Genomic DNA, 7261 nt, shown 5'->3' on the forward strand with positions numbered 1-7261 from the left:
CCGCCGAGCCGAGCGACGGAGCGTCCGCATGAGGCGCGGGTACGACCCGCTCAGCCGGTTACTGCTCACCCCCGTCGACCAGGAGGCGCCGGACCGGGTGCGGCGGCTGCGCACCCTCGGGCTCGGGCAGCGGCCCGAGCCGGCGTTCGACGCGTACGCCAGACAGCTGGCCGAGCAGACGGCGGCGCCGTACGCGATGGTCAACTTCATCGACGAGGAGCGACAGTTCTTCGCCGGGCTACACACGCCGCCCGGCGCGCCCGCCGACCGCTATCTCGCCCGCGACCACGGCTTCTGCCCGCATGTGGTGGTACGGCGCAAGGCCCTGGTCCTGGAGGACGTGGCCGACTTCCCCCGCTTCGCCGGGAACCCCCTCGTGGAGGAGAGCGGCATCCGCTCGTACCTCGGGGCGCCGCTCGTCGACCGTACGGGGCTGGCGCTCGGCACGGTCTGCGTGTCCGACACCGAGCCGAGGCGCTGGGGCCGGCCGGGGCTGGACCTGGTCAAGTCCGTCGCCGCCGAACTCGTCCGGCAGATCCACCACCGGGAGGACGGCGGTATCTGAGGCATCCGGAGCAACCCGGGCACGGGACGGCATGGGACGGACAGGTACGGGGAAGACGCCGCCGATGACGGCATACCAACCGGGGCTGCTCACGGCCCACGACGGCATCCAGATCGCCACGTACACCTGGCTCCCCGACAACGGCAGGCCGCGTGCCCTCGTACAGATCGCCCACGGCGCCGCCGAGCACGCCCTGCGCTACGACCGGTTCGCCCGGCATCTGCTGGAGCACGGGTACGGGGTGGTCGCCACGGACCATCGCGGGCACGGCGCCACGGCCACCTCAACCGGCGGTCTCGGGGTCACCGAACCCGACACCGGCGACAGTGCCGACAGCGCGGACGACGACCCCCCGAGCAGCTGGCGGGCCATCGTCAGGGACCTCAAGACGGCAGGGGACCAGGCCCGCACCCTGTACCCGGGGGTGCCGGTGGTGCTCCTCGGCCACAGCATGGGCTCGATGCTGGCCCGGGACTACGCGCAGGAGTACGCGGACGATCTGACCGCGCTCGTGCTCACCGGCGCCTTCCGTACCCTGCCGGGCGCAGAGATCGACACCTCGCTCGCCGGTCTGGAGCAGGAGATCGCCGAGCACGGCAGGGCGGCGCACTCCCCGTACATCCCTGGCCTCTTCGCCTCGTTCAACGATCCGTTCCCGCACCGCACCGGCTTCGAGTGGCTTTCCCGCGACGAGGCGGAGGTCGACGCCTATGTGGCGGACGAGCGGTGCGGCTTCCCTTTCAGCGCGGGTCTTGCCCTGGACTGGCTGCACGCCGTCCGCAAGATCAACGACCCCCGCTCCGTCGCCCGGATGCCCGCCGACCTGCCGGTGCATGTCGCTGCGGGCGAGGAGGACCCCTGCAACCAGCGGATGACGCTGATCTACGAACTGCTGGAGGACTTCCGCTACGCGGGTGTCGAGGACCTCAGCTGGAAGGGCTACCCGGGCGCCCGCCACGAGATCCTGAACGAGACCAACCGCGACGAGGTGCACCGGGACCTGACCGACTGGCTCGACGCGCACGTCTGACGCGTCTGAGCCGGCCGGTCAGGTGTGGGGGCGCGATCGGGCGCGCGGCGCGGTCAGGCGGCGTCCAGCGTCGCCAGCTCGGCCGGGGTGAGTACGAGCCCGACGGCGGCGACCGAGTCGCGTACGGTCTCGGGCCGGCTGAATCCGGGGATCGGGACGACGACCGGCGACTTCGCCAGCAGCCAGGCCAGACAGACGCGCTGCGGGCTCACCCCGTGGGCCTCGGCGACCTTCGCGAACGGCGCGAACCGGGAGCCGAGGTCACCGGCCTGCTTGATGCCGCCGAACGGGCTCCACGGCAGGAAGGCGATGCCCAGCTCGGTGCAGAGCTTCAGCTCGGCCTCGCTGGAGCGGAAGGCGGGCGAGTACTGGTTCTGCACGGAGGCGAGCCGCCCGCCGAGCACCTTGTTCGCCGCCCGTATCTGCTCCGGATTCGCGTTGGAGATGCCCGCCTGCCGGATCTTGCCCGCGTCGAGCAGGTCGCGCAGCGCGCCGACCGACTCCTCGTACGGCACCTTGGGGTCGGGGCGGTGCAGCTGGTAGAGCCCGATCGCGTCGACCCCCAGCCGGCCGAGCGAGGACTCACAGGCCGCCTTGATGTGGGCGGGGGAGCCGTCCACGTCCCAGGAACCGTCGCCCGGCCTGGTCATCCCGCCCTTGGTGGCTATGAGGACGTCGGTACCGCGGTCGTGCGAGGCGAGGGCCTTGGCCAGCAGCGCCTCGTTGTGCCCCACCTCGTGGGCGTGCAGGTGGTACGCGTCCGCGGTGTCGATGAGGGTGATCCCGGAGTCCAGCGCCTCGTGCACGGCGGCGATGGAGCGGGCCTCGTCGGGCCGCCCCTCGATCGACATCGGCATACCGCCGAGCCCGATCGCGCTCACCTTCACTGAGCCGATACGGCGCTTCTTCACTGCCGCCCCCGCACACCGAGGATGAAGGCCGCCTGGCCGGCGTGCTGGAGATCGTCGGAGATGACGGAGACGATCCTTACCCCGAGGGTGACCGCCGGGGTCCACGAGTCGTCGACCACCCGCTCGAAGTCCTTGTCCTTCAGCGTGGCCACGTACTCGACGGTCCGGTCATGGACGGCGTCGTGATACCCGGCGAGCAGCTCACCGGACACGCCCCCGAGCGCGGCCACGTCCCGCGTGGAGTGCCCGTAACCGGTAGCGCCGGCCGGGAACGGCAGACCGAACCGCTCCGACCAGTCCTGCGACGTCCAGAGCTGATCGCTCCCCGCGAGGCCGGCGATGTGGTCGTCCTGGATCCGGGTGAGATGCCAGACGAGCCAGGCGACCGAATTGGCCCCGTCGTCCAGCCGGGCGGCGAGGTCATCGGGAGCCGTTCCGTCGACCACGTTGTGCACGAGCTCACGGATACGGCCGAAGGCGTCGATGAGCAGGTCACCGCTTGCGGTCATGACTGGTTCCCTTCCTGATGCTGATCGGTACGTCCTGTCCAGGTTCCCTCTTGTCGGCACGGGACGCCCCCGGAATGCCGTTAGTGAGCACCCGGCCGAGTGCGGTATTGTTCTGATGCACGTCGAGCCGGGGGAAACCCCAGGTCACACGGGCATCGGGACGTGGCGCAGCTTGGTAGCGCACTTGACTGGGGGTCAAGGGGTCGCAGGTTCAAATCCTGTCGTCCCGACTCGAAAGAGTCGAGGTCAGGGCCGGTATCGGAGAAATCCGATACCGGCCCTTGATCGTTTTCGGGGACCGGTCGGGGACCAGTGAGGAACCGCCGAGCCGTACGGAGAGTGCGGCACCGGAGATGACCGGAGTTGGGGTTTTCGTCGTGCGGTGTGGGTGTCCGGAGCCGACAACCGCGCTGGTCGTTCGGTGCGCGGTCGACTAGCGTGGTGGACGAGGGGATCGGCCGGTACGCCGGTGGAGCGCCGGGTGCGCCCGACGGACCGGCGGCGGCGCGTACGGTCCCACCGGAAACGGTGAACGGCCATAGAGGCGTACGGGAGCCATGGGCCCCGTCGCACCAACTCCCGGAAGTCAGGCTCTTTGCGCCGTCTCCATCAGTGCGGTGCCGCGGGTTTTGCCGCGCACCCGAGGAGCGGTCATGAAGGCAGCGGTATACGAAGAAGCGCGCACGGTCACGGTGAAGGACGTACCGGATGCGAAGATCGAGCACCCCTGCGACATCATCGTCAAGATCACCGCCACCAATATCTGCGGTTCCGACCTGCACATGTATGAAGGGCGTACGTCCTTCGAGGCTGGTCGCACCCTGGGACACGAGAACATGGGCCAGGTCGTCGAGGTCGGCCCGGCCGTCCGCAAGGTCCAGGTCGGCCAGTACGTGGTGCTGCCCTTCAACATCGCCTGTGGTTTCTGCAAGCAGTGCGAGCGGGGTCTGACGAACTACTGCCTGACGATGCAGCCGGAACCGGCCCTCGCCGGAGCCGCCTACGGATTCGCCGACATGGGCCCCTACCAGGGCGGCCAGGCGGAACTGCTGCGCGTGCCCTACGGGGACTTCAACGCGCTGCGTCTGGGCGAGGACGCCGCCGAGCGGCAGAGCGACTATGTGATGCTCGCCGACATCTTCCCCACCGGCTATCACGCCACCGAGATGGCCCACGTCAAGCCGGGCGACCAGACCGTTGTGTTCGGTGCCGGTCCGGTCGGGCTGATGGCGGCGTACTCCGCCATCCTCAAGGGCGCCGGCCGCGTCTGGGTGGCCGACCACCAGCCCGACCGGCTGCGCAAGGCGGAGGAGATCGGGGCCATCCCGATCAACACCGCCGAGCAGGAGCCGGCGGAGGTCGTCAAGGAGGCCACCCTCGGGCTGGGCGCCGACAACGGCTGTGAATGCGTCGGCTACCAGGCACACGACGCCCAGGGACACGAGGACGCCAGCCTCACGCTCAACGGACTGATCGACACGGTCAGGTTCACCGGCGACATCGGCGTGGTGGGCGTGTTCCTGCCCCAGGACCCCGGCGGCACCGAGGCCCAGGGGGAGCTGGAGGCGCAGGGCAAGATCCCGATCGACTTCGGCATGATGTGGTTCAAGGGCCAGCACATGGGCACCGGGCAGGCGCCGGTGAAGCGGTACAACCGGGCGCTGCGGGACCTGATCGCCGGTGGGAAGGCAACACCGAGCTTCCTGGTGTCGCACGAACTCAGCCTGGACGAAGCACCCATGGCGTACGAGCACTTCGACGCCCGCGACGACGGCTGGACCAAGGTGATCCTGCATCCGGACGGACACGCCAACGGCCACAGGAGGTAAGAGGCCCGACGGCGGTTGCTCGCGCCCCGGCTCAGCCCGCCGGGGCGCGTCGTCTCGATGCCGCCCGATGCGCGCCACGTGCGAAAAAGGGGATGGCGGTCCGCCGGCCGTCGCACTCTCGGTGGTTAGATCCCGGTGACGGCCCGTCAGCAAGGGGCCGGAGGCGACGAACAGGGGAGCGCGCCCACCATGACGCGCAGGATCGTCCAGGCCCGGGCCGGGCATCCTCGGCATGAGCGTCGTGGAGAGGCCCGGTTGCCGGGTGTCCTCGCGACGCTCACCGCGATCGTGCTGTACCTGGCTCTGCCGCAGCGCTTGCTGATCGCGCCGCGCTATCTGCTTCCGGCGCTGGAAGTGCTGTTGCTGGTCCCCCTGATCGCGGTCAATCCCAAGCGCTTGACCCGCCAGACGCCGATCTTCCGCGTACTGTCGCTGACGCTCGTCCTGGTGATCGCCGCCAGCAACCTGTTCGCGCTGGGTCTGCTCATCCACGAGCTGCTGTACGCCGGGGTGAAGGACGGCCGTTCGCTGTTGGTAGCCGCATTGCAGGTCTGGATCACCAACATCGTCGTCTTCGGCCTGGGTTACTGGGAACTGGACCGGGGCGGTCCCGTACTCCGTACGCAGCTGCCACGCGGCGAACTGCCGCTGGCGGACTTCCGCTTCTCCCAGGACGAGAACGGCGACGCGGTCCAGGAAGTCGCGGACGGCTCCAGTGCCGTCTCGGACTGGATGCCCACCTTGGTGGACTACCTGTACCTGTCCGTCACGAACTCGGCCGCCTTCAGCCCGACCGACACCATGCCGCTGTCGGCCCGCGCCAAAGTCATGATGAGTATCCAGAGCATCGCCGCGCTGCTGACCTCACTACTCGTCATCGCCCGCGCGGTCAGCGTCCTTCGTTAGGCCACCGGGGGGCGACCAGGCGCGCACGGGACTCAGCGCGGTGTGTCGAGCACGTCCCGGATGCGGGTGGCGATGTGCAGATTGAGGCGCGTCTCGCCGTCGCAGAGGTCGTGGCCGGTGATCTCGCGGATGCGCTGGAGGCGGTAGCGGACGGTGCTGCGGTGGATGAGGAGCGCCTTGGCGGTCGCGTCGTAGCTGCCGCCGCTCTCCAGATAGCGCGAGACCGTCGTGACCAGCTCGGTGTGGTGCCGGGCGTCGTAGTCCAGCAGCCCGCCCAGCCATTCGCGGACGAAGCGGTCGGCTTCCCGTTCGCCCTGGCCGGTGCCCATCATGCGGCGCAGACCCAGCTCCTCGAAGCCGGTGCTGCCGTAGGGGTCCTGGGAACGGCGGCGGACGGTGAGGGCACGGACGGCCTCGTCGTAGGAGTGCGGCAGATCGGTGATGACGTCGCACTGGCCGCCGACCCCGATCGTCCCTGCCCCTGTGCCGAGTTCGTCCGAGACGGCCCTGTACAGCTCGCGTTCCCGAGCACGACCGTCCTCGCCGGGCTCCAGGACGACCGTGGTCGCGCCACGGGAGCCGACGAGTACGTCCCGGCGCAGCCGCCCGGCCGCCCGCGCCACCGCGTTGCCGAGTGCCGCCCGCTCGGCCGTCCCGGACCACTCCAGTACGGCGACCTTGTGCGGTCGGTGCAGGTCATGGCCCAGAACCGCGGCCTGGCCGAAGTCCTCGTCGGTCGCCTCACCCGAGATCAGCCGGTCGACCAGGTCATGGCGCAGTTGGGTCTCCAGCGTGGCCAGCCCGCGCTCGTGGGAGAGGAGGGGGGCCAGCACCAGAGCAGCCTGTTCCAGCGCCGAGGTGTCCGTCTGCGTTGCCCGCCGGTCCGGATCGACCAGTGCGACCACGCCCAGCAGATCTCCTGCCATCGCGACGGGCATGAGGAGCCGGTCCCGGTCGCGGACGGCGCCGGCCTGGCGTCGCGCGTCATGTATCGCGGCCTCCCGGCGGCGATTCCCCGCCCCCGGGCGCGGCCCGCCCGTGTGTTCGCCCCGGCCGGGACCCGTCCAGGCCCGCAGGTTGCCGAAGCGGTCCTCGGCGAGGGCCGCGAACCCTGTGCGGTCGTGCAGGACCTCCATGATCCCCGCCTCGCCCTCGCCGGAGGCGGCGGCGCGGGAGAGCGCGTCGTGGGTGGCGAGTCGGGAGGCCAGCGCGGAGACCACCGCGGCGAGGCCGGCGGCGGGTGAGCCCTCCAGGGTTTCCCGCAGGTCTCCGTCCGAGCCGGCGCGGGCCCGCTCTTCCTCGCGCCCGGTGAGGCGTGCGAGGGCGGTCCCGGTCTGCTGCGCGAGGAGGCCGGTCAGCGCGGTCTCCTCGGCCGAGGGCGTGGTCGGAGAGCGGACGACGAGATAGCCGAGGCACGCGTCCCGGTGCCGCAGGGCGATGGCCCGTGTCCACCGCCCGTCCCGCTGGTGCAGATTCCGGCTGCGGCCGTCGAGGGTGTCGATCCGCCGGTC

At 70.4% G+C, this 7261-nt stretch carries 7 protein-coding genes and 1 tRNA gene; 5 read left to right on the plus strand and 3 right to left on the minus strand.

Annotated features, from left to right (window positions below):
• Positions 1-28 precede the first annotated feature (28 nt).
• Positions 29-565: a GAF domain-containing protein gene (locus tag HY68_RS26430; RefSeq protein WP_041993226.1), complete on the plus strand. Its 537-nt coding sequence runs from the start codon at positions 29-31 to the stop codon at positions 563-565.
• Between the two features lie 64 nt (positions 566-629).
• Positions 630-1595, plus strand: a complete 966-nt coding sequence (locus HY68_RS26435) for an alpha/beta hydrolase (RefSeq protein ID WP_041993228.1) — start codon at positions 630-632, stop codon at positions 1593-1595.
• A gap of 53 nt (positions 1596-1648) precedes the next feature.
• Here the strand turns inward: HY68_RS26435 and HY68_RS26440 are convergent, their stop codons facing one another.
• On the minus strand, positions 1649-2506 hold the full coding sequence (locus HY68_RS26440) for an aldo/keto reductase (protein WP_107070131.1): 858 nt from the start codon (positions 2504-2506) through the stop codon (positions 1649-1651).
• The gene (locus HY68_RS26445; RefSeq protein ID WP_041993231.1) at positions 2503-3015 is read right to left on the minus strand and encodes a DinB family protein; all 513 of its coding nucleotides are present in this window, start codon (positions 3013-3015) and stop codon (positions 2503-2505) included. The genes HY68_RS26440 and HY68_RS26445 overlap by 4 nt, the downstream gene beginning before the upstream one ends.
• 156 nt (positions 3016-3171) lie before the next feature.
• Here HY68_RS26445 and HY68_RS26450 point away from each other — a divergent pair.
• From HY68_RS26450 to HY68_RS26460, 3 genes are all read left to right on the plus strand, one after another.
• Positions 3172-3245: transfer RNA gene (locus HY68_RS26450), tRNA-Pro, on the plus strand.
• A 423-nt stretch (positions 3246-3668) separates the two neighbouring features.
• Complete coding sequence (locus HY68_RS26455; protein ID WP_041993234.1) at positions 3669-4844, plus strand: glutathione-independent formaldehyde dehydrogenase; 1176 nt, start codon at positions 3669-3671, stop codon at positions 4842-4844.
• 255 nt (positions 4845-5099) lie between these two features.
• Positions 5100-5750: a hypothetical protein gene (locus tag HY68_RS26460; RefSeq protein ID WP_198533433.1), complete on the plus strand. Its 651-nt coding sequence runs from the start codon at positions 5100-5102 to the stop codon at positions 5748-5750.
• Positions 5751-5782: 32 nt separating this feature from the next.
• On the opposite strand, the gene HY68_RS26465 is transcribed toward HY68_RS26460, so the two are convergent.
• The coding region (locus HY68_RS26465) for a helix-turn-helix domain-containing protein (RefSeq protein ID WP_041997233.1) at positions 5783-7261 on the minus strand (1479 nt) is incomplete at its 5' end.

Source organism: Streptomyces sp. AcH 505 (assembly GCF_000818175.1).
Lineage (GTDB): Bacteria > Actinomycetota > Actinomycetes > Streptomycetales > Streptomycetaceae > Streptomyces.